The sequence below is a fragment of the Rhodococcus sp. H29-C3 genome (assembly GCF_030063405.1).
Lineage (GTDB): Bacteria > Actinomycetota > Actinomycetes > Mycobacteriales > Mycobacteriaceae > Rhodococcoides.
Genome location: NZ_JASITC010000005.1, coordinates 85,072 through 103,242 on the forward strand (window position 1 = coordinate 85,072; position 18,171 = coordinate 103,242).

The 18,171-nt window shown below is 63.2% G+C and carries 16 protein-coding genes; 11 read left to right on the forward strand and 5 right to left on the reverse strand.

Annotation, left to right across the window (positions count from 1 at the left end; translation table 11 throughout):
• Window positions 1-19 precede the first annotated feature (19 nt).
• Window positions 20-1,519 carry a 1,4-alpha-glucan branching protein domain-containing protein gene (locus QMK32_RS13385; protein WP_283475469.1) on the reverse strand — a complete coding sequence of 500 codons (1,500 nt, stop codon included), beginning with the start codon at window positions 1,517-1,519 and terminating at the stop codon, window positions 20-22.
• 11 nt (window positions 1,520-1,530) lie between these two features.
• The gene (locus QMK32_RS13390) at window positions 1,531-2,370 is read right to left on the reverse strand and encodes a class I SAM-dependent methyltransferase (protein WP_502943620.1); all 840 of its coding nucleotides are present in this window, start codon (window positions 2,368-2,370) and stop codon (window positions 1,531-1,533) included.
• 282 nt (window positions 2,371-2,652) lie between these two features.
• Here QMK32_RS13390 and QMK32_RS13395 point away from each other — a divergent pair, with 282 nt between their 5' ends.
• From QMK32_RS13395 to ligA, 8 genes are all read left to right on the forward strand, one after another.
• The gene (locus QMK32_RS13395) at window positions 2,653-3,453 is read left to right on the forward strand and encodes an electron transfer flavoprotein subunit beta/FixA family protein (RefSeq protein WP_084348522.1); all 801 of its coding nucleotides are present in this window, start codon (window positions 2,653-2,655) and stop codon (window positions 3,451-3,453) included.
• Between the two features lie 43 nt (window positions 3,454-3,496).
• Window positions 3,497-4,453: an electron transfer flavoprotein subunit alpha/FixB family protein gene (locus QMK32_RS13400; protein ID WP_283475475.1), complete on the forward strand. Its 957-nt coding sequence runs from the start codon at window positions 3,497-3,499 to the stop codon at window positions 4,451-4,453.
• Between the two features lie 160 nt (window positions 4,454-4,613).
• Window positions 4,614-5,435 (forward strand): GNAT family N-acetyltransferase, encoded by an 822-nt coding sequence (locus QMK32_RS13405; protein WP_283475477.1) that lies wholly within the window; start codon window positions 4,614-4,616, stop codon window positions 5,433-5,435.
• Window positions 5,432-6,313: a lysophospholipid acyltransferase family protein gene (locus QMK32_RS13410; RefSeq protein ID WP_283475479.1), complete on the forward strand. Its 882-nt coding sequence runs from the start codon at window positions 5,432-5,434 to the stop codon at window positions 6,311-6,313. Before QMK32_RS13405 ends, QMK32_RS13410 begins: the two co-directional genes overlap by 4 nt.
• 65 nt (window positions 6,314-6,378) lie before the next feature.
• The gene (locus QMK32_RS13415; RefSeq protein ID WP_283475482.1) at window positions 6,379-7,617 is read left to right on the forward strand and encodes a cysteine desulfurase family protein; all 1,239 of its coding nucleotides are present in this window, start codon (window positions 6,379-6,381) and stop codon (window positions 7,615-7,617) included.
• A complete protein-coding gene (mnmA, locus tag QMK32_RS13420; protein WP_283475484.1) occupies window positions 7,617-8,708 on the forward strand; it encodes a tRNA 2-thiouridine(34) synthase MnmA in 1,092 nt (363 codons plus the stop codon). Before QMK32_RS13415 ends, mnmA begins: the two co-directional genes overlap by 1 nt.
• Window positions 8,705-9,724: a methionine synthase gene (locus QMK32_RS13425; RefSeq protein ID WP_283475486.1), complete on the forward strand. Its 1,020-nt coding sequence runs from the start codon at window positions 8,705-8,707 to the stop codon at window positions 9,722-9,724. The genes mnmA and QMK32_RS13425 overlap by 4 nt, the downstream gene beginning before the upstream one ends.
• A 102-nt stretch (window positions 9,725-9,826) precedes the next feature.
• Window positions 9,827-11,926, forward strand: a complete 2,100-nt coding sequence (gene ligA / locus QMK32_RS13430) for an NAD-dependent DNA ligase LigA (RefSeq protein ID WP_283475840.1) — start codon at window positions 9,827-9,829, stop codon at window positions 11,924-11,926.
• Window positions 11,927-11,937: 11 nt separating this feature from the next.
• Here the strand turns inward: ligA and QMK32_RS13435 are convergent, their stop codons facing one another.
• On the reverse strand, window positions 11,938-12,588 hold the full coding sequence (locus QMK32_RS13435) for an ACT domain-containing protein (RefSeq protein WP_283475487.1): 651 nt from the start codon (window positions 12,586-12,588) through the stop codon (window positions 11,938-11,940).
• A gap of 269 nt (window positions 12,589-12,857) precedes the next feature.
• Between QMK32_RS13435 and gatC the strand changes: the two genes are divergently transcribed.
• Together gatC and gatA are read left to right on the forward strand one after the other, a co-directional pair.
• Window positions 12,858-13,157: an Asp-tRNA(Asn)/Glu-tRNA(Gln) amidotransferase subunit GatC gene (gene gatC, locus QMK32_RS13440; RefSeq protein WP_283475489.1), complete on the forward strand. Its 300-nt coding sequence runs from the start codon at window positions 12,858-12,860 to the stop codon at window positions 13,155-13,157.
• A complete protein-coding gene (gene gatA / locus QMK32_RS13445; protein ID WP_283475491.1) occupies window positions 13,154-14,626 on the forward strand; it encodes an Asp-tRNA(Asn)/Glu-tRNA(Gln) amidotransferase subunit GatA in 1,473 nt (490 codons plus the stop codon). Before gatC ends, gatA begins: the two co-directional genes overlap by 4 nt.
• A gap of 55 nt (window positions 14,627-14,681) precedes the next feature.
• Here gatA and QMK32_RS13450 read toward each other — a convergent pair whose 3' ends face one another.
• Complete coding sequence (locus QMK32_RS13450; RefSeq protein ID WP_283475493.1) at window positions 14,682-16,079, reverse strand: alpha/beta-hydrolase family protein; 1,398 nt, start codon at window positions 16,077-16,079, stop codon at window positions 14,682-14,684.
• Window positions 16,076-16,756 carry a phospholipase A2 gene (locus QMK32_RS13455; RefSeq protein WP_283475494.1) on the reverse strand — a complete coding sequence of 227 codons (681 nt, stop codon included), beginning with the start codon at window positions 16,754-16,756 and terminating at the stop codon, window positions 16,076-16,078. The genes QMK32_RS13450 and QMK32_RS13455 overlap by 4 nt, the downstream gene beginning before the upstream one ends.
• A gap of 245 nt (window positions 16,757-17,001) precedes the next feature.
• Here QMK32_RS13455 and QMK32_RS13460 point away from each other — a divergent pair, with 245 nt between their 5' ends.
• On the forward strand, window positions 17,002-18,162 hold the full coding sequence (locus QMK32_RS13460; RefSeq protein ID WP_283475842.1) for a sensor histidine kinase: 1,161 nt from the start codon (window positions 17,002-17,004) through the stop codon (window positions 18,160-18,162).
• Window positions 18,163-18,171: the final 9 nt, after the last annotated feature.

Below are 18,171 nucleotides of genomic sequence, written 5' to 3' on the forward strand. Positions count from 1 at the left end.
TGTTCAGTGTGCATGTGGCCTACCGACGACCACCTGGTAGGCGCCGGGCATCGAGCGCAGGAAACAGTCCGTCCGCTCGGTTCCACTGCGCCGCGAGCCGCTTCGCTGCCGCGTCATGCCCCTGGTTCACCGCGTCGGCGATTTCCCGGAGAGCGTGCGCGTGTACGTGCGCTCGTTCGCGGGCATAGCCAGCGGCGGTGTCCTTGCTGACCATGAAGGCCCAGTCGCTGGCTACCGCCATCAGTGTCTCACGCAGCATCTGGTCGTTGATCCGGTTACGCAATTCGGGCTGTCCTGGAATCGATACGTTGTCGCGAGAGCTGTCGACGGTATCGAGCGCGGCCGCCACGACTTCGGCGTTGAGCGTGACCAAGTCTTCGACGGCATCTCCTGCCCAGACCCGCCAGTCCTTGCCCGAGCCCCATGAAGAGTCCGCCAGTTCGACCGGGGACCCGACGTAACCCCTCGATCGCGCATCGTCGAGGGTGCCGACGTCGATTCCGGCTTCGGGTAGTGCTCGCAGGACCCGTTCGAGCCAGACCGGACCCTCGAACCACCAATGGCCGAACAGTTCGGTGTCGAACGCGGCCACCACGAGGGCCGGTCTTCCGGCACGGGCGGATTCGGCGCGTAAGCGCTTTCGTATCGCGTCGACGAAATCCACCACGTTGCGATCGATGGCCGCAGATGCGAGCTCCGGGTCGTACGGCGCCTTGTCCGCCGAGTCCACGTTTCGACCCGTCACCCGTGAAGATTTGAGTCCGGTCGCGTGGTCGTAGGTATGGAAATCGCGATAGGCGCTGTGCCCCGGGTATCCGGATTTGGGCGACCACACCCGATAGCTCACCTGAAGATCCCGCCCGAACGCGACGACATCGGAGTCTCGGACGGGCCGTCCCACGGTCGTGTCGCCGCGCAACGCCGGCCCGTCGACCATGAAGTGGGTGACCCCTGCAGCGTCGTATTCGACCTCCATGCCCGGTGTGTATGCGCACTCCGGTGCCCAGAGGCCGTTCGGCCTCGTGCCCCAGCGTGTCTGCGCATCCGAGAGCCCCTCCGCCAGTGAGAACTGGCGCAGTCGTGGATCCAGCAGCGGAGTGAAGGGATGGGCGAGTGGGCCACCGAGAAGTTCGATGGTGCCCGCATCGACAAGTCGACGAATGACTGCAGAACCGCCGTGACGCCACTGTGTCTCGAAAGTGTCCAACGCCGACGCGGCAGCTCGATGCTCGCGGATTGCGAGCGCCCGATCTGTCGACTCGTGGGCGCGCAGTTGCCAATTGCCGAGCCAGTGGTGCATGCCGGCGAGGCTGTGAGGGTCGTCGAGTTGCGCTGCGAGCACCGGTGTGATGCCCAATGACAGCAGGTTGTGACGTCCCTCACTTGCCAGTCGGGTCAGCATCTCGGTCAACGGCAGATACGACGCAGCCCATGACTGATACAGCCATTCCTCACCTACGGGCCACCGGCCGTGGTTGGCGAGCCAGGGGAGATGGGAATGAAGTACCAGGGAGAACATCCCGGGTTCTTTCACCCGCTTACCGAACCCACGTGTGCCGAGTCAGGTTTCACCGCAATCGCAACGAGGTCGAGGCTGGCGTCGATATCGTCCGGAATGAGATCGAAATCCGCGGTCGTCACCGCAGCGACGTCAGCAGTCAGTTCCGAAGGCCATGGCTGGCCTGCGAGTGCGCGTTCGATCTGCGCGTCGATGAACGAACCGCCGTGTTTGGCGTCCAGTGCGCGCAGGGCGCCGCCATGGTGGACCCCGGTCAGCTCCTCGACGCTGAAACGAGCATATTCGAGGAGTTCGGTGAGTTCGGTCGCGTTCAGTTCGCGGGTATGAAACGGATTGAGTGGGGTGTCGCGGCCGGGGGAGAACGTGATGCGGTTGGGCGTGGAGATCAGCAGCAGGCCGCCGGGAGTCAGCACGCGAAAGCACTCGTCGAGAAATTGCGCTTGGTCCCAAAGATGTTCGATGACCTGAAAGTTGACGACGACATCGACGGAGGAATCTTCGATGGGCAACTGCGCGAGGTTGCCGCGCAGCATCGCGATTCGGGGATAACGAGAAGCCACATGCGCTGCGGCGGACGCGTCGTAGTCCAGCCCGATGACGGTCTTCGCGAGCGCGGCAATCATGTTGGCGCCGTAGCCTTCTCCCGATCCAGCTTCCAGGACCGTGCGGTCGGCGCAGTGGCTCGCCAGGCGCTCGTACACAATTTCGTGTCTACGGAACCAGTAGTTCTCCTCTGCTATGCCGGGGACCGTCCGTTCCCCGGTGAGAGGCAGCGGCCGAGCCGCATCTGTTGGCAGCGGCTGAGCCGCATCTGTTGGCAGCGGCTGAGCCGCATCTGGGACAGGGTTCATCACCGTGGGTGTCGCTGCCGAGGCTGCGTTCGAAGAATCGCTCACCGACGAGAGGTTAGTGCCTACGGGATCGGTTCGGCGGAGAGTGGTCACTTGGTTCGGTGCGGTCGGATGTATGGTCAATCGGGAAACGTCGTAAGTTACCCGCCAGTAACTTTGTATGGGGTAATCTTCGGCAGAGTCGTAAGAACTGCACTGCGGTGCTGCACCGAAGCGGCATTGCATTAACACCGAACGAATATTCGATACAGCGGAACATGACCAGGAGGTCGACGCAGAGCCATGACGAACATCGTTGTTTTGATCAAGCAGGTTCCCGACACGTGGTCCGAGCGCAAGCTGACGGACGGCGACTTCACTCTGGATCGTGAAGCAGCCGACGCAGTGCTCGACGAGATCAACGAGCGCGCAGTCGAGGAAGCTTTGCTCATCAAGGAGTCCAAGGGTGGCGAGGTGAAGGTCCTGTCCGCAGGCCCCGACCGCGCGACCGACGCAATCCGCAAAGCACTCTCCATGGGTGTCGATAGCGCTGTCCACCTCAACGACCCGGCCCTTCACGGCTCGGACGCGATCCAGACGGGCTGGGCCCTCGCGGCTGCGCTCGGTCAGATCGAGTTCGAAAACGGTGAGCCGACAGAGCTCATCATCGCGGGCAACGAGGCCACCGATGGTCGTACCGGCGCAGTACCGGCGATCATCGCCGAATACCTCGGTATTCCCCAGCTGACTCAGCTTCGCAAGTTGACGATCGACGGTGACACGGTCTCCGGTGAGCGCGAGACCGACGAGGGCATCTTCGGCCTCGAAGCCACCTTGCCTGCGATCGTCAGCGTCACCGAGAAGATCAACGAGCCGCGATTCCCGTCCTTCAAGGGAATCATGGCAGCGAAGAAGAAGACTGTGCAGACGCTCACGCTGGCCGAGATCGGTGTCGATCCCGAGACTGTCGGCGTCGAGAACGCCGGTACCACTGTGACTTCGTCCACTCCGAAGCCTCCCAAGACTGCGGGCGAGCGGGTCACCGACGAGGGCGACGGTGGCGACAAGATCGCGGCGTACCTCGTGGGCCAGAAAATTATCTGAGCACACACCCGAAGCAACGCAGACCACAAGAGGAGAGCAAGAAATGGCAGAAGTACTTGTGCTCGTCGAGCACGCAGAGGGAACGCTCAAGAAGGTCAGTCTCGAGCTCATCACCGCTGCACGCGCACTGGGTGAGCCGTCGGCAGTCGTGACCGGTCCGGCCGGCACTACCGACAAGCTGGCCGACGCATTGGCAGAGGCCGGTGCCGAGAAGATCTACGCCGCCGAGTCCGATGACATCGACGGCTTCCTTCTCACACCCAAGATCGATGTCCTGTCGAGCCTCGCGGAGTCCGTGAGCCCGGCAGCAGTCATCACTGCAGCAAGCGCCGAGGGCAAAGAGGTTGCAGGCCGTCTGGCTGCGCGCCTGGGATCTGGGCTGCACTCCGACGTCGTCGCCGTGAACGGTGACGGCAGCGCCGTGTACTCCATCTTCGGTGGCGCGTTCACCGTCGAGGCCAAGGCCAACGGTGACGTTCCCGTCATCTCGGTTCGCCCCGGTGCAATCGAAGCCGAGCCGAAGGCCGGTGCCGGAACACGCGAGACCGTCGAGGTTCCAGCCCAGGAAGAGGGCGTGACCAAGGTCACCTCGCGCGACCCAATCGTCGGTGGCGACCGTCCGGAACTCACCGAGGCGAAGGTTGTTGTCTCCGGTGGCCGTGGCGTCGGTAGTGCAGACAAGTTCAGCGTCATCGAAGAACTGGCCGATTCGCTCGGTGCCGCCGTCGGCGCATCACGCGCAGCGGTCGACTCCGGCTACTACCCGGGCCAGTTCCAGGTCGGCCAGACGGGCAAGACCGTCTCACCGCAGCTCTACATTGCTCTCGGGATTTCCGGTGCCATCCAGCACCGCGCCGGCATGCAGACTTCGAAGACGATCGTCGCGATCAACAAGGACGAAGAGGCACCGATCTTCGAGATTGCCGACTACGGCATCGTGGGCGACCTCTTCAACGTTGCACCGCAACTCAAGGATGCAGTGAAGAAGCACAAGGGCTGACAGGCTCTGTAGCCATCTAAGAATGTCCCCGCCGTCCTCGCGACTGCGGGGACATTCTTCTGTGAACATCAGTTCGCAGTAGAACGAGTTCATACAACGGCTTCGGACGCGTTACCCGCTGGATGCGCTGACGCCGCACCGAGTCGTTAGACACAGCATCATGGCCACCTCAGTCATGACTTCGCACATCTCGACCGCTCCCTTCACCGACCGATACACGGTGGTGATGGAAACCGACAAAAACCACCGCGAAGCAGCGCAGCGCCTTCGCTACGACGTGTTCGCAGCCGAACCGGGCTTTCGAATGCCCAGTGATTCCGATGGACGCGACTTCGACAGATTCGATGAATACTGCGACCACATACTCGTCCGCGACAATCGGAGCGACTCCTTCGTCGGGTGCTATCGAATGCTCCCTCCCGACGCCGCTATCCGGGCTGGTGGGTATTACACCGCGACGGAGTTCGACATCACTGCGCTGGATCCGATGGGCGCCCGGGTCGTCGAAATGGGCCGAGCCGTCGTACATCCCGACCACAGATCGGGATCCGTTCTGGGTTTGATGTGGGCCGGAATACTGCATTATCTCGAAGTCACCGGGCTGCAGTGGGTGATGGGTTGTGTGTCGGTACCCATGCAGTGCGGGGATGCGGAACTTCCCGGTGCGAACGTTCGGGGGGTGCGTGATTTCCTCCTCGATCGGCATGGATCCCCCCTCGATCAGCGGGCCGTGCCACACAACCCCGTGGTCGTCGACGGAGTATCTCTCGACGACATAGCCAGCCCTGCCCGGACGGCGATTCCGCCGCTGCTGAAGGGTTATCTGAGGCTCGGTGCCACGGTGTGCGGGGAACCCGCACATGATCCGGCGTTCGCAGTTGCCGATTTCGTTGCGCTCCTCGGTCTGCAGCAAGCGAATACGCGCTACCTGGACAGGCTTCGTAGTGCTGCGGGAACGTTCGAGAGGAAGTCGAGCGCGTGAGCGAGCACTCGTGGATGCCGTCGAGTCCGTGCGGAGGCCGATGCATTCCGCGCAGCCCGGAGTCCATCCGGCGATTCGGAGTGGTGGTGCGCGCCGTATCGGCGTTGTTCGCTATCGGATTGCTGCCGCTGCTGATCCTGATCGGATTGTTCTGGCCGCGTGTCCGAAGAGGCGCGGCGACAATCGGCGCGAGATTGTTGTTGGCGGCGGTCGGCATCGGTCTCCGGGTGGAGGATCTTCGATCCGACCGTGAGGCCTCGCGCACTCGGAACGGTTCGCTGATGGTCGCCGGCCACATCTCCTGGACCGACATTTTGGTGTTGACCGCGATTCGCCCCGCCAGATTCGTCGCTCGGGCAGATCTGGTCGACTGGCCCGTCCTCGGACTCTTGGCGCGGTCGATGAAGGTGATTCCCATTGATCGAGGCAAGCTTCGCGCACTTCCCGGGGCAGTCGATCAGGTATCGGCCACGCTGCGCGAAGGTGGCACGGTCATCGTGTTTCCCGAGGGAACTACCTGGTGTGGACTTGCCTACGGATCGTTCCGACCCGCCATGTTCCAGGCCGCGATCGATACCGAGACCTGGGTGCAGCCAGTTCGTCTGCGATATGTCGACACTGTTGGTGACCGGACGACGACATCGACGTGCTTCGTCGGGGACGAGACCATCGGTAAATCGATTGGGCGTATTTTTCGGTTGAAGGGCATAGTTGCGGAGGTCGCATTGGTAGCCCCGCAAGCCCCAGGACACGATCGACGCGATCTCGCGCGTCGATGTGAGGACTCGGTCAGGGCCGATGACGTGCACGACCGGCATTTGCATCCGATAATCGAGCGCGCGGGCATCGATCCGAAGGCCACGCCCGTGCACAGTTGATGCACTCCGCTCCCGGTATCGCGTGCGAAGGGCAACCGCGACGACCCGCTATCCTGGTAATCGTTATGCCATCTGCCCGCAGTTCGGCTGCTATCAACTCGACGAGTCCCCCCGTCTACCTCGATCACGCAGCGACGACACCGATGTCCGCCGCCGCGATCGAGGCGATGACTGCTGCTTTCTCGACCGTCGGCAACGCGTCGTCCTTGCACGGTTCGGGCCGTGCGGCCAGACGCCGTGTCGAAGAGTCACGCGAATCGATCGCTGTAGACCTCGGTGCGCGGCCTTCGGAAGTGATCTTCACCTCAGGTGGCACCGAAAGCGACAACCTCGCGGTGAAGGGAATCTTCACCGCCCGACGTGACGAAGACTCCCGTCGGACCAGGATCATCGCCGCATCCGTGGAGCACCACGCCGTGCTCGACGCGGTGGAATGGCTCGTCGCGCACGAGGGTGCCCAGGTCACGTGGCTGCCGGTCGACGCGTCCGGATGCGTGCATCCCGACGTATTACGCGCCGAACTCGACGTAACCGCGAGCGAGACCGCGCTGGTAACCGTCATGTGGGCGAACAACGAAGTCGGCACCATCATGCCGATCCGAGCTCTTGCGAGTGTTGCTCGCGAATTCGATGTGCCGATGCACAGTGACGCCATTCAGGCAGTTCCACATCTGCAGGTCGATTTCGCTGCCAGCGGGCTGGCCGCGCTCAGTATCGCGGCTCACAAATTCGGTGGCCCGCAGGGCGCCGGAGCTTTGCTTCTAGGCCGGACCGTTCCTTGCGTTCCGCTGCTGCACGGTGGCGGCCACGAACGTGACGTTCGATCGGGCACCCACGACACAGCCTCTATCGTTGCCATGGCTGCAGCGCTGAGGGATGCCGTCGACAATCGTGAGCAGCGGCACGGGGAACTGTCCCGGCTGCGCGATCGCATGATCGCCGGAGTCCGCGCGATCGATCCCGATGTGATCGTCAACGGCGCCGCAGGCGAAGGTGGCCTGGCAGGCATCGCACATTTCACTTTCCCCGGTTGCGAGGGCGATTCGCTGTTGATGTTGCTCGATGCCGCCGGGATCGAATGCTCGACGGGATCTGCGTGCACGGCAGGCGTTGCAAGCGCCAGTCATGTGTTGACAGCGATGGGAGCGGACCCGTCGACTGCGCGGGGGTCGTTGCGGTTCTCGTTGGGAGCCGGTTCTTCCGACAGTGACATCGACGCCCTCCTGGCGGCGCTGCCTCAAGTAATCGAACGTGCCCGCGCTGCGGGACTTGCGAGCGTAGGAGCTCGGGGAGGACATCGCTGATGCGTGTTTTGGCAGCAATGAGTGGCGGAGTCGATTCGGCGGTGGCGGCGGCACGGGCCGTCGACGAAGGACACGATGTCGTCGGTGTACATCTGGCGTTGTCCAGCGAGCCCGGGACGCTTCGCACCGGCTCACGTGGGTGCTGCTCGAAGGAGGACGCCGGTGACGCACGCCGCGCTGCAGACGTCCTCGGTATCCCGTTCTACGTCTGGGACTTCGCCGACCGATTCAAAGAAGACGTCATCGACGATTTCATCGAATCCTATGCTGCAGGCGAGACTCCCAACCCTTGCTTGCGCTGCAACGAGAAGATCAAGTTCTCCGCGCTGGCCGACCGTGCACTGGCACTCGGCTTCGACGCCGTCGCAACGGGTCACTATGCGCAATTGCACGATGGTGTCCTGCGTCGAGCGGTCGATGCCGACAAGGATCAGTCGTACGTACTTGCCGTTCTCACTGAGAGCCAGCTATCTCGCGCGATGTTCCCGATCGGCGACACACCGAAATCGGAGATCCGCGCCGAGGCATCCGAGCGGGGACTCGCTGTCGCCGACAAGCCGGACAGCCACGACATCTGCTTCATTCCGTCGGGTGACACACGAGCATTCCTCGGTGCCACGATCGGAATCCGGCCGGGCAAGGTCGTCGACGCCGACACCGGCGCCGAGCTGGCCGACCACGACGGCATACATGGATTCACCATCGGGCAGCGCAAAGGCCTGGGTGTCGAGGGGCCTGCGGCGGACGGGAAGCCGCGCTATGTGACGGCGATCGAAGCCGAGAGTGGCAACGTGATCGTAGGCTCGGCAACGCGTCTGGATGTGTGGGCTATTACCGGTGAGCGCGCAGTGTGGACGCAGGGGACCGCGCCGATCGGGCCGATCGAGTGCGTCGTGCAGGTTCGTGCGCACGGCGGGCTGACCGACGCCGTAGCCGAGGCAAGCGCCGACGGAGGCATGGACATCACACTTCGCGCACCGCTCACTGGTGTTGCCCGGGGACAGGCTGCCGTTCTGTATCGCCGGGATGTGGAGGGAGACATCGTGATCGGGAGCTCCACGATCTCCGGTACTCGTTCCGAGAACGTGTGACCGCGGGCGTTTTCAGCTCCCTCTCGACCGGTATCGGATCGTGGCCCGGCGTCGACGTTCGTGAGGCCTGTGCCATCGCCCTCGGGGAGCTGCCGGTTCTGCCTCATCTCGTAGAACTTCCCGCCCGCGGTATCGGAGCCGACATGATCGGTCGTACGGGTGCCATCATGGCGGACGTCGAACTGGATGTTCGAACTTCGGGTTATCGTGTGGCTCAGCGTAAGTCGCTCACCGGACGGCGTGCTGCGGACCTACTGCGCGAGGATCTCGATGTTCTCGAAGAGCTGTGGGAGACGGGTGGGTTCGCATCCTCGGACCGCCGGTTGAAAATTCAGGTCGCCGGACCGTTCACCATGGCAGCGCAGGTAGAGCTTCGGTCGGCCCATCGCGTGCTGACCGACCGTGGCGCGGTGCGCGACTTCGCCGGATCGCTGGCAGAGGGCGTCCGGCAACACTGTGCGGAGATATCCTCGCGCCTCGGCGTCGAGGTAGTCGTCCAGCTCGACGAACCGAGTCTGCCTGCGGTGCTGGAAGGTTCACTGAGCGGGGTGACGATGCTGGATTCGGTGCGCGCCATGCCGGAGCCCGACGCGCTGGATCTGCTCGACACCGTCATCGCGGGTATCGGCCTCCCGGTTGCCGTCCACTGTTGCGCCCCTGCCGCTCCGCTCGAGTTGATTCGTCGGAGTACTGCGCCGGCTGCGGCAATCGACGTCTCCATGCTGCGATCACGTGATCTCGATTCTGTGGGTGAGTTTCTGCAGGCGGGAAAGACGCTGATGCTGGGATTGGTACCCAGTGTCGCCCCGGATCGGACACCGAAGTGGCGTGAGGTGGCGACACCTGCGGCGACGCTCGTCGACCGGCTCGGTTTTCCGCGGTCCGTGCTCGCGACGCAGGTGTCCGTGGTGCCTGCGTGCGGTCTGGCGGAGGCGACGCCCGACTGGGCTCGCACGGCACTGGCTCTGGCGAAGGACGTCGCAGACGCCTTTCAGGATGCGCCCGACTCCCTGTAGTGCTTTCGGTGCGCCAACCTCGTCAACGGTGTCGGTTGGTTCCGTTAATCTTCCAGGGTGGACGAAACGACTGCTGTACCGCGTTCTGCTGCCGAGCGTTCGATCGACAATCCATCAGGGGAGTCGGCGGGTACGCCTGCCTCGGGCGCCGATCGTGAACGGTGGCAGAGCCTGGCCGAGGAAGTTCGCGGCCACCAGTTTCGGTACTACGTCCGCGATTCACCGATCATCTCCGACGGTGAGTTCGATGTTCTGCTGCGAGAACTGACCGAACTCGAACAAGCGCATCCAGATCTTCGGACCCCCGATTCGCCGACGCAACTGGTCGGCGGAGGATTCGCCACCGACTTCACGGCAGTCGATCATCCCGAGCGAATGTTGAGTCTGGACAACGTATTCGATTACGACGAGCTTCGTACCTGGGCAAAACGAGTCGAGGCCGAAGCCGGCGTCGATCTGCACTACCTGACCGAGGTGAAGATCGACGGTGTTGCACTCGATCTGGTCTACGAAAACGGAAAATTGGTTCGCGGCGCTACTCGAGGTGATGGTCGTACCGGTGAGGACGTCACCCTCAATGCTCGAACGATCGAGGACATACCCGAGACCCTCACGGCAAGTGCGGACCACCCGGTCCCGACGTTCCTCGAGGTCCGTGGCGAAGTCTTTTTTCGTCTCGAGGATTTCCGGGCGCTCAACGCATCACTGGTCGAAGAAGGTAAGCCGCCCTTCGCCAATCCTCGGAATTCCGCTGCAGGCTCATTGCGGCAGAAGAATCCGGCTATCACTTCCAAACGTCGGCTGGGGATGATCTGCCACGGCCTCGGACGAATGGAGGGCTTCTCACCCGATTCGCAATTGCACGCGTACGAGGCTTTGAAAGCCTGGGGTTTGCCCGTCTCCGTTCATACGACACGCGTTCAGGGAATCGAAGCTGTCGTGGAGAGAGTGGCCTACTGGGACGAGCACCGGCACGACGTCGAACATGAGGTCGACGGGCTCGTCGTCAAGATCGACGATATGGGTCTGCACCGCCGACTCGGTACAACGTCACGTGCGCCGAGATGGGCGATTGCGTTCAAGTATCCGCCCGAGGAGGTCACCACGACGCTCCTCGACATCAGGGTGAGCGTCGGTCGAACCGGCCGGGTCACTCCGTTCGCCTACATGAAACCGGTGCTGGTCGCTGGATCGACCGTGTCCTTGGCGACCTTGCACAACGGTTCCGAGGTCAAGCGCAAAGGCATTCTGATCGGGGATACCGTCGTGATCCGTAAGGCGGGCGAGGTCATTCCCGAGGTGCTCGGCCCCGTGGTGGATGCCCGCACCGGTGACGAAACCGAGTTCGTCATGCCGACCCACTGCCCCGAGTGCGGCACGCTTCTGGCACCCGCCAAGGAGGGTGATGCCGATCTGCGGTGTCCCAACTCGCAGTTCTGCCCCGGCCAACGACGCGAACGGTTGTTCTTCGTCGCCGAGCGTGGCCGTTTCGACATCGAAGGTCTGGGATACGAGGCCGCGACAGATTTGCTCGCGGCGGAGGTGGTTCTCGACGAGGGAGACATCTTCTCGTTGACGGAAGAGGACCTGCTGAAGACCTCGATCTTCCGAACCAAGGCGGGTCTGTTGTCCGCCAATGGGCGCCGGCTGTTGGACAATCTCGATTCCGCGAAAGATCGTCCGCTGTGGCGGGTACTGGTCAGCCTGTCGATCCGACACGTAGGCCCGTCGGCCGCTCGAGCGCTCGCAGGTGAGTTCGGCAGCCTCGACCGAATCGAGGCCGCCTCCCAAGACGAATTGGCCGCTGTCGACGGCGTCGGCAACACGATCGCCACGGCGGTGTCGGAGTGGTTCTCGGTGCCCTGGCATCGCGAGATCGTCGACAAATGGCGTGCGGCAGGTGTGCGGATGGAGGACGAACGAGATTCTTCGATAGTGCGCAACCTCGAAGGACTCTCGATCGTCGTGACCGGATCGCTCGAGAAGTACTCGCGCGACGAGGCAAAGGAAGCGATCCTCGTTCGCGGTGGCAAGGCAGCCGGTTCGGTGTCGAAGAAGACTGCATTCGTCGTCGTCGGAGAGTCGCCGGGAACCAAGCACGACAAAGCCGTCGAATTGGGAGTGCCGGTGTTGGACGAAGCGGGGTTCACGACGCTGCTCACCGAGGGGCCCGACGCTGTCCGGCCGGCCGAACCAGAGTAGGAAGGACCGATCTAGTTCAGAACAGTGGCGACGATGCCGGCCAGGTATCCGAGGCGGGCTACTTCCGACGGCCTGAACTCGGGTCCGCCGGGGCGTCCCAGCATCAATACTGTTCCGGTCGAGCCCAGCGGCGCAGCAGCCAGTGTCGTGTCCATATCTCGCCATACCTTCGGGACCCAATCGGCATCGCCGTCGAGGCTTGCTGGACGCGTGAGCGGCATCCAGGGCATCTCGGTGGCGTGGGTTTCGGGTGCGCCCGAACTGCCGACGACTCGAAACGATCCGTGCTTTTTCGTGGCTACCACGACGCTCCACCCGACGCGCAATACCCGTGGTGCGCCGTCGACCAGTACCTGAAGTCGATCGTCGGACGCTGCTGCGACGCGGTCGATGAGTTCCAATTCGCGGTGGGTGTCCAGCACTCCGGTGTACGGCCTGATGGAGTCCACTCGGACATCGGTCACATTCTCCGAGGCAGTGATCAACGTGTCCGGCAGGGAGCCGGGCGCGACTTCCACTACGAGGTCGTCCACCGCGTAGCCGTCGCCCCGTTCGATCACGTCGAGAGAGAGGATGTCCGCGCCCACGGAACCCAACGCGACTGCGAGTGCACCGAGACTGCCTGGTCGATCGGGCAGTTGGACTCGGAGCAGGTATGACATGTCGCAGCCTTTCGGTGGCGTGTGGCGGGAAGAGTTCGGAGCCCTCATGATCCCGATGCGCCGCATCTGCACAGCGCCGCGCAATCCTTGCATTGTCGCGGATATGAGGTCGAACTGCAGCCCCGCGCGTAACCGGGGCGACATATACCGCGGTGTCGACCGGGGAGAGTGAACGCTGGATGCGGCGACTGGATGGCCAGCTACTACGCTTGCACACGGTCGCGTACCTGTGCGGCTTGCTCTCGACATGTGTGAAAGGGGTCTACGCGGTGCCTGATATCTCCCGCGACGAGGTGGTTCACCTCGCCCGGCTGTCCCGGCTGGCTCTCAGCGAAGCCGAACTGGACGAGTTCGCCGGCCAGCTGGATTCGATTCTTCACTACGTGAAGACGGTCGCGGAGGTTGCAGCGGACGACGTCCCACCGACGGCCAATCCCAGTGCTATCACCAACGTGAAGCGACCGGATGTGATCGTGCCGGGCCTTACCCCCGAGCAAGCGTTGTCGAGTGCGCCCAACGCAGAGGGGAATCGGTTCGCCGTCCCGCAGATTCTGGGAGAGAACGAATGACCGATCTGACCGCCCTCGACGCCTCCGAGTTGGCGTCGCGTATTCATTCTCGTGAGGTCTCGGCAGTGGAGGTGACGCAGGCGCACCTGGATCGTATCGACAAGGTCGACGGCGAGTTCCACGCATTCCTTCATGTCGCCGGAGCCGGTGCATTGGTGTCTGCCAAGGAGGTCGATGCTTCGCTCGCGGCCGGGGATGCGCCGGCATCCGCGCTCGCCGGGGTGCCGCTTGCACTCAAGGACGTCTTCACCACGACAGACATGCCGACGACGGCTGCGTCGAAAATCCTCGAGGGATGGATCTCTCCCTACGATTCGACGGTCACCTCCAAGCTTCGGTCCGCGGGTATCCCATTGCTGGGCAAGACCAACATGGACGAATTCGCGATGGGCTCGTCCACCGAGAACTCGGCGTATGGACCGACCAAGAACCCGTGGGACATCACACGCATCCCAGGTGGCTCCGGAGGCGGAAGCGCGGCGGCACTGGCCTCGTACCAAGCCCCGCTTGCCATCGGCACGGACACCGGCGGTTCGATTCGTCAGCCCGCTGCTCTTACCGGCACCGTCGGCACCAAGCCGACGTACGGCACGGTGTCTCGCTATGGGCTCATCGCCTGCGCGTCCTCCCTCGATCAGGGCGGCCCCTGCGGGCGCACAGTTCTGGACACGGCATTGCTGCACGAGGTCATCGCCGGGCACGATCCACGCGATTCGACCTCGGTCGACACCGTTGTGCCTTCGGTCGTCGCGGCAGCACGCGAAGGTGCCCGAGGGGACCTTTCAGGTGTTCGCGTCGGCGTCGTGAAGGAATTGCACTCCGACAGTTATCAATCCGGTGTCATCTCCTCGTTCGATGCCGCCGTGGCAACTTTGACCGGTCTCGGTGCCGAGGTGGTCGAGGTGTCGTGCCCCAATTTCGTGCATGCACTCGCCGCGTATTACCTGATTCTGCCTTCCGAGGTGTCTTCGAACCTTGCCCGTTTCGACGGTATGCGTTACGGCGCTCGCGCAGGTGACGACGGAAGTAACAGTGCCGATCAGGTCATGGCCATCACGCGCGCCGAGGGATTCGGCGCAGAAGTCAAGCGCCGCATCATGATCGGTACCTACGCGTTGTCCGCCGGCTACTACGACGAGTACTACGGCCAGGCACTCAAGGTCCGCACGCTCATTGCCCGCGACTTCGACGCCGCCTACGAGAAGGTGGACGTCCTGCTGTCGCCGACGACGCCGACGACAGCGTTCCCGTTGGGGGACAAGGTGAACGATCCGATCGCGATGTACCTCAACGACCTGTGCACGTTGCCGACCAACCTTGCCGGCCACTGTGCAATGTCCGTGCCTTCGGGTCTGGCGGCCGAAGACGGGTTGCCTGTCGGCTTGCAGATCATGGCACCGGCATTCGCCGATGATCGCCTCTACCGGATCGGTGCGGCATACGAGGTTGCTCGCGGCCCGCTGAAGTAGCGCACGGGGATCCTCGGTGTCGCGGTTCGCTTCCTGATCAGTCGAGACCGATCGGTCAGCATGCGGGCATCGAGGTTCCTTGGTCGGTACCGTATCGGTGGCCGTGTCCAGCAGGGAAGCCGAGTGCGGAGAACAGGTCCACTGTCGTCTGGACGAAGCTGACGACCGGTATCCACTGGGGTATCGGCGCGTCGCGACGGGCGAAGCTCAGATCGGGTTTCGATCCGACGAGTTCGGTGGACCACCAGACGACCGGGTCCGATGCGTTCGCCATCATCACCGCGTTTCCGGGGGCAACCTCGTGCGCAGGTGGGCCTGCCCAGAGCGCTCCACACAGTCTCGTCGGCACAGTAGTTTCCCGGAGTACGGCTGCGGCCGAACTGCCTCCGATGGCCCCGAGGCTTTGGCCGTAGAGATAGAGTTTCGGCCGCGACTCGAGCGGTACCTCGCTCACGCGGCGCGATATCGCCTCGAGCAATGCCGTCGCTGACACCTTGGCCAGCGGTTGTGCGAAAAGGAAAGTGGCCCAACTGGGTTCATGTGAATACTGAGCCACGACTGTGGCGACATCACCGTCGAACCGTGTTTCTAGTCCGGTGACGGCATTCTCGTCGATCCACCCGGAACCGGTCGGTACAGCGACGACGATGTGCGAGCGGTCGAATCCACCTGCGCGGTCGAGTTCGCGTACTGCCAACTCGGCGCGTGCTTCGACTTCGGTCGACGCTTGGACTCCGATGTAGGCGCGTACGGTCGAAAGATCGGTACCGCCCGCGGCGAAAATGCGGCCTTCACGGCCTAGATCGTTCCAGGTGATCAGCGATGCGGCACTGCCGGACCGAGTAGGCGACCGCGGAATCGGCAGGGAAGTGTCGACGAGCGAATTCGCTACAGCGGACCGTTCGGCAAGGCTGGAGAAGGCCATCGGTACCGTGATGAGGTAGGAGCAGAGCAGAAGGACTGTCAGCACGATAATCGCTTTCACTCTTCCCAGGCGTAGGTATCCGCGAGTGGTCGCGAGAAAGAGCACGATCAGAATCGCCGAGACGGAGACCGAACCGCACAGTACTTCGATCCAATGCAACCGGTTTGCTGCAGGCATGCCCATGGACGAGCGCAGGGAGCTCTGCCACCTCGCGTCGGCAGCTCCTGCAACAGCTACCCAGACAACACTTGCCGCAGCCGACACACGTCGGGCTCCGTACTGCGGGGCGATCGGCACGAGTCGGCGGAGAAATCGGTGGAGTCCAGCCGACAGTCCGAGGCCGAGGGCCGCCAGGACTCCAGTGACCAGGGCTTGTGCCAGCGACGACCTGGGCAGAAGTCCCGGGGCAAGCGATGCAGCAACCATGCCTCCGACGATCAGCGACGTCGCGACGCGAGGAACAGCGAGTCGGGGCTCGGGAGCAGACCGAAGTGCAGCAGTGAGGCGCAGGCGGACGGACGTGGTCATGATGACACTGCCTGGCGGGCGCGACGAGAAGGATAGAGCGACAAGGCACCCAGCGCCGCGGCCGACAGTGCGGTAACGACAGCGCCGGCAAGCAGGAACGGAAGTGCAGGTTCCGGAATGGGTGTCCCGTCGTGCTGACGCCATGAGTTCAAACGAACCGAGGATGCGGCAACCTCGGCCATGCCGTCGCACACTGCACGAGAAAGAACTTCCGTCCGCTGCGCACACGCGGCGTGCATATCTGCTGCGAGCATCGAATCGAGGCTTCGTCGGGCAGAGGCGGGAAGCCTGTTGCCGTGAATCGCGCCGTGGCGTAGCAGATCGTAGCCGAGATCATGCGCTGCACAGGCAGATTCGAACTCATCGGGCAGCGGTACCGGCGACGAGCAACTACCCGCGGGATTCACCAGCAAGTCATGTTCGATGGTAGGGGAGTAGCCGAAGTCGCCGACGAAGTCGGGCGGCACTTTCGATGCCGCGTCGGCCGCGTCGTGCATGGTCAGTGCCTCGATGGCAATCGTGGTTTCGGTGCCAACCGTCGATCCGGATGGAGCGTCGGCACTCGCCGTCGGGACCGAGAACGCCACGCTCGCAGCCAGTGCTGCGCACACCGCCGCCACCGTCACCAGGTGGTTCGTTCTTCTTGTTTCGCTGGGCGTCCCGGCCGTTTGCTTCATGGTGAGGACGCTATGAACGGGTTGTGCCAGGCGTCGTCGCCCTGCGGTGCTGGTTCTGCCCGACACCGACACCTGAACGTCGACGTTGCGCTGATACCTAGGGGTTGGTGCTTTCTCACTCCTCAGTACGATGACTTTTCGGGTCAGGGTTCCTAGTGTTCACACCTGTGGGCAGAAAAATACTCTCCAGAACGCGCCGGACGAACGGCGCACGAACGGGCGCCGTTGCGCGCGTCGTTTCCTATATCGGTCCGATTCGGCTGGTGGATACCGCGATCGTGGTGATCACTGCCGTTCTCTATGCGGTGGCGTGGCCGACGCTCGCTCTCACCCATCTGGTTCCAGCCCCGATCATGCCGATCGTCGCGGCGCTCGCTGCGTTTCCGTTTGTCGCGGTCCGCACGAATCCAGCACTGGGATGGGCTGTTTCGGCAGGCTCCGGATTGATTATCCCGGTTGCGTTTTCGCTGCAGCCGGGATGGGACTACCCCTGGCAGGTCGTGCACATCATCGTTTTGCTGACTCTCCTGTTCGCGGTGAGCTTGCGATGTGCAGTGCCGATCGTGGCGGTCGCCTGGGTGTCGACCGTATTGCTGTTCGTTGCCGACATGCCCGGATCCGACGGGATCGGCTGGGCGGTGGGCCTGACGGCGATCACCATCTTCGGCCTGCTGATCCGCTGGCTGATCCTCTCGCGTCGACAACTGGCGAAGCAAGAGGAAGTAAATGATCTCGAGCGAACACGGCGGACAGTGCTGGAAGAGAAAGCCAAGATTGCACGCGACCTACACGACGTGGTTGCCCACCACATGTCACTGGTCGTTGTTCAAGCCCAGACCGCACCCTTTCGTCTCGACGATGTATCACCTTCGGCCGCAGTGGAATTCGATGCGATCGGCGCCACCGCACGCGAGGCGCTCAACGAAATACGCGGAATGCTCGGGGTACTTCGAAGCGATGGAGAACAAGCGGCGGATGCGCCGCAACCCGGGGCAGTCGACGTCGAATCACTGCTGGAAGGCAGCCTCCGCGCAGGGGTCCGATTGAGCTGGACATCGACCGGAGACCCGGCGGTCATGTCGGATGCAGCAGGTCTTGCGCTATACCGCATCGTGCAGGAATCGCTGGCCAATGTGGCCAGGCATGCCCCTGGGGCGGAAGTTCGAGTGCGGCTTGCCTACGACCAGGACCCGGTATCGATGGAGGTCGTCAACGGACCTGCACCTGGCATAAGACCTGCGGTGATCGAATCGGGCACCGGCGGACATGGTGTGCGCGGTATGCGCGATCGCGCGATGGCCGCATCGGGGTGGTTGGATGCAAGGATTCTCCCCGACGGCGGATTCGAAGTAGTCGCGCGGTTGCCGCCACGCGTCACCGCCCCAGCGTCAGACAGGTCGGCATAGGGTGTCGCC

Bases quoted from the DNA above. Each gene is read 5' to 3' on its own strand.
- QMK32_RS13385 (WP_283475469.1), bottom strand. From the start codon at position 1,519: ATGTTCTCCCTGGTACTTCATTCCCATCTCCCCTGGCTCGCCAACCAC.
- QMK32_RS13390 (WP_502943620.1), bottom strand. From the start codon at position 2,370: ATGAACCCTGTCCCAGATGCGGCTCAGCCGCTGCCAACAGATGCGGCT.
- QMK32_RS13395 (WP_084348522.1), top strand. From the start codon at position 2,653: ATGACGAACATCGTTGTTTTGATCAAGCAGGTTCCCGACACGTGGTCC.
- QMK32_RS13400 (WP_283475475.1), top strand. From the start codon at position 3,497: ATGGCAGAAGTACTTGTGCTCGTCGAGCACGCAGAGGGAACGCTCAAG.
- QMK32_RS13405 (WP_283475477.1), top strand. From the start codon at position 4,614: ATGGCCACCTCAGTCATGACTTCGCACATCTCGACCGCTCCCTTCACC.
- QMK32_RS13415 (WP_283475482.1), top strand. From the start codon at position 6,379: ATGCCATCTGCCCGCAGTTCGGCTGCTATCAACTCGACGAGTCCCCCC.
- mnmA (WP_283475484.1), top strand. From the start codon at position 7,617: ATGCGTGTTTTGGCAGCAATGAGTGGCGGAGTCGATTCGGCGGTGGCG.
- QMK32_RS13435 (WP_283475487.1), bottom strand. From the start codon at position 12,588: ATGTCATACCTGCTCCGAGTCCAACTGCCCGATCGACCAGGCAGTCTC.
- gatA (WP_283475491.1), top strand. From the start codon at position 13,154: ATGACCGATCTGACCGCCCTCGACGCCTCCGAGTTGGCGTCGCGTATT.
- QMK32_RS13450 (WP_283475493.1), bottom strand. From the start codon at position 16,079: ATGACCACGTCCGTCCGCCTGCGCCTCACTGCTGCACTTCGGTCTGCT.
- QMK32_RS13455 (WP_283475494.1), bottom strand. From the start codon at position 16,756: ATGAAGCAAACGGCCGGGACGCCCAGCGAAACAAGAAGAACGAACCAC.